This window comes from Paraburkholderia mimosarum LMG 23256 = NBRC 106338 (genome assembly GCF_000739815.1).
GTDB classification, from domain to species: Bacteria; Pseudomonadota; Gammaproteobacteria; order Burkholderiales; family Burkholderiaceae; genus Paraburkholderia; species Paraburkholderia mimosarum.
Genome location: NZ_BBJJ01000209.1, coordinates 1 through 2985, shown reverse-complemented (window position 1 = coordinate 2985; position 2985 = coordinate 1). Strand labels below are relative to the sequence as shown.

Sequence of the window (2985 nt, the reverse complement as noted above, 5' to 3'; positions counted from 1 at the left end):
TAATATACCGGCGCGAAAACAAGGTTCAAGCACGCGCCCCGAAGCGCAAAAATAGAACCTAAGCCGCCAACAACCCATGCGGATCGATCACAAACTTCCGCGGCGCGCCGCCATCGAACTTCTTGTAGCCCTCAGGCGCCTCATCGAGCGAAATGACCGTGACATTAACGATCTTGGCGATCGGCAACCGGTCAAAGAGAATCGCCTGCATGAGATTGCGGTTGTATTTGAGCACGGGCGTTTGCCCCGTATGGAACGTATGCGACTTCGCCCAGCCCAGGCCGAAGCGAATGCTCAGGCTCCCATGCTGCGCGGCCACGTCCCGTGCGCCGGGATCGTCGGTCACATAAAGCCCCGGAATACCGATCATGCCCGCAGGCCGCGTGATTTCCATGAGCGAATTGAGCACGGTTGCCGGCGCTTCTTCGGCATGGCCTGAAGCGCCGTGCCCATGCGCCTCGAACCCCACGCAATCCACGGCGCAATCGATTTCCGGTTTGCCGAGAATCTGTTCGATCTGCTCGCCGAGCGTCGCGTCTTTCGACAGATCGACGACTTCGAAACCCATGGCCTTCGCATGCGCGAGACGCTCGGCATTGATGTCGCCAACGATCGTGCACGCCGCGCCAAGCAGCCGCGCCGAAGCGGCCGCCGCCATGCCCACCGGCCCCGCGCCCGCGATATAAACGGTCGATCCAGGCTTCACGCCCGCCGTGACGGCACCGTGATAACCCGTGGGCAGAATGTCCGAGAGACATGTGAGGTCGCGAATCTTCGACATGGCCTGGTCGCGGTCCGGGAACTTGAGCAGGTTGAAGTCCGCATACGGCACGAGCACGTATTCCGCCTGGCCGCCGATCCAGCCACCCATGTCGACATAGCCGTAAGCGCCGCCCGCGCGCGAGGGATTCACGTTCAGGCACACGCCCGTATGCTGCTCACGGCACATCGCGCAGCGCCCGCAGGCCACGTTGAACGGCACGGAAACGAGATCGCCGATCTTCAGCGTTTCGACGTCGCCGCCCACCTCCACCACTTCGCCCGTGATTTCGTGGCCGAGCACGAGTCCGAGCGGCGCCGTGGTGCGCCCGCGCACCATGTGCTGGTCCGAACCGCAGATATTGGTGCTGACCACCTTGAGAATGACACCATGGCCAATGGCGCGCCCGCTCGGATCGACCATCTTCGGATATGCGATCTTCTGCACCTCGACCTTGCCCGGTCCCTGATACACAACGCCTCGATTACCGCTCATCTCGCTGTCTCCTTTTCGATGCTTGACTTGGAACCCGTTGCCTCGCATCAATCACGCGACGCAACGATGTTTCCAGCGTAGCCTGCCGCTCCCCACTGAAGATGTGCAAAAAACGACGCGCGTTTGACCGGCACCGCCATCCGGGCAGGCGCTATGCGCGTTATGGCCGCTTGCCTCCGTCACCCAGCATCCACTGCCGATAATCGCCACGCGTCCACTCGAGCGCCACGCCCACGCGCCGCGTGCCCGGCCGGATCTTCGGCTTGTGCACCTCGATCCTGAGCGTGTCCAGCGCCGCCCATTCGCGAAACGAGAACGCCGCGATATCCGCCACCAGCGTTTCGAGCAGCCGCGTGTGCGGCTTGCGTCCGAGAAAGTCCGCTATGCGCGTGCAATAGCCGTCGTAATCGATCCAGCCGCTCTCTTCGTCGTTCTCGCGCGGCATGCAGCGATAGCCGAGCTGCGCGTCGATCATGACCGGCTGCGGCGCGCCATGTTCGTGCGGATAGATACCGATGCACGCGGGCACGCTCAAGCCCTCGACGAACACGCTCCAGCCGCGCCCGCGCGGCTCGCCGAACGCATCGAGCGCCCTCGACGCCGGCTCGAACGCCGCGTCGACGATCTTCATGGCGCGACCGACGCCGCGGCGTCGACCATGATGCGACAGAAGTAGTCGCCGAAGCTGCGGCGCACGACGATCTCGAAGCGGTCGTCGCCCGTCGGAATCAGCACGATCGATGCCTTGAAATAGACGCTCTGCGCGCACTGACCGGGCTGGAACATGCGCGGATGCAGATCGAGCGGACAGCCGCGCGAGAGGACGTCACGCGCACGCGTGCCTTCGATCTCGACCACCGTGTAGCCGCTGCCCACGTCCACGGCCGCCGCGTAAGCCTCGCCCAGCACGGCGACGAGCTTCGCTTCGAGCATGCCCGTCTGAACCGGGGCGAGCGAGCGCACGAGCCACTCGTCCGGGCCGAGCCACAGCACGTCGTACTGGTCGCCGCGCGCGACGGTGTTCGGCGTGGAAGGCGGCGGGCAGCCCACGACGCTTGCGAACGCGGCGACGAATGCCGGATCGCCCAGTTCGCCACGCACGTTCACGAGGTCGCGGAACGGCAGCTCGCGCATGGCGAACGCCTTCGAGGCGCGCCCCTCCTGCGCCTTGAGCAGATTCGCGGCCCCAACGAGCGGCGACTCCAGCCGCACGCCGACGATGCGCTCAGCGACCTGCAAGCGGTCTTTCGTATCATTCAACATGCTGACGCACTCCTTCCGTGTCGTAGAAAATCGGGCTTGCGATCTGCGCACTGACGCGCCGGCCATCGGCCATGGGAATCACCACGCGCTCGCCCATCTTGTTCAGGCCGCCCTTCACGACCGCGAGCGCAATGGAGCGCTGCAGAATCGGGCTGTAATAGCTCGACGTCACGTGGCCGATCATCGCGGTCGTGCCGTCGGACCGCGCTTGCGCATCGGGCGCGACGATCTGTCCGCCTTCGGGAAGCACGTACTGCGCGTCATCGGTCAGCAGTCCGACGAACTGCTTGCGTCCCTCCTTCGCCGTGTCCGAGCGCTTGAGCGAGCGGCGGCCGAGGAAGTCCTTCGTCTGCGAGACGAGGCCGCCCATGCCGAGATCGAATGGCGTGACCGAACCGTCCGTGTCCTGCCCAACGATGATGTAGCCCTTCTCCGCGCGCAGCACGTGCATCGTTTCCGTGCCGTAT

Annotated in this window: 4 protein-coding genes; all 4 read right to left on the bottom strand. The window is 64.6% G+C overall.

Annotation, left to right across the window (positions count from 1 at the left end; translation table 11 throughout):
- Positions 1 to 58 precede the first annotated feature (58 nt).
- Complete coding sequence (fdhA, locus tag BMI01S_RS36655) at positions 59 to 1255, bottom strand: formaldehyde dehydrogenase, glutathione-independent (RefSeq protein WP_028212542.1); 1197 nt, start codon at positions 1253 to 1255, stop codon at positions 59 to 61.
- A 160-nt stretch (positions 1256 to 1415) separates the two neighbouring features.
- On the bottom strand, positions 1416 to 1886 hold the full coding sequence (locus BMI01S_RS36650; protein ID WP_042293109.1) for a dihydroneopterin aldolase: 471 nt from the start codon (positions 1884 to 1886) through the stop codon (positions 1416 to 1418).
- Entirely contained in the window at positions 1883 to 2518 is a 636-nt protein-coding gene (locus BMI01S_RS36645; RefSeq protein WP_042293107.1) for a sarcosine oxidase subunit gamma, read from the bottom strand. The genes BMI01S_RS36650 and BMI01S_RS36645 overlap by 4 nt, the downstream gene beginning before the upstream one ends.
- Positions 2508 to 2985, bottom strand: a 478-nt coding sequence (locus tag BMI01S_RS36640) for a glycine cleavage T C-terminal barrel domain-containing protein (RefSeq protein WP_042291822.1), incomplete at its 5' end; no start/stop codon positions are given. The genes BMI01S_RS36645 and BMI01S_RS36640, both read right to left, overlap by 11 nt.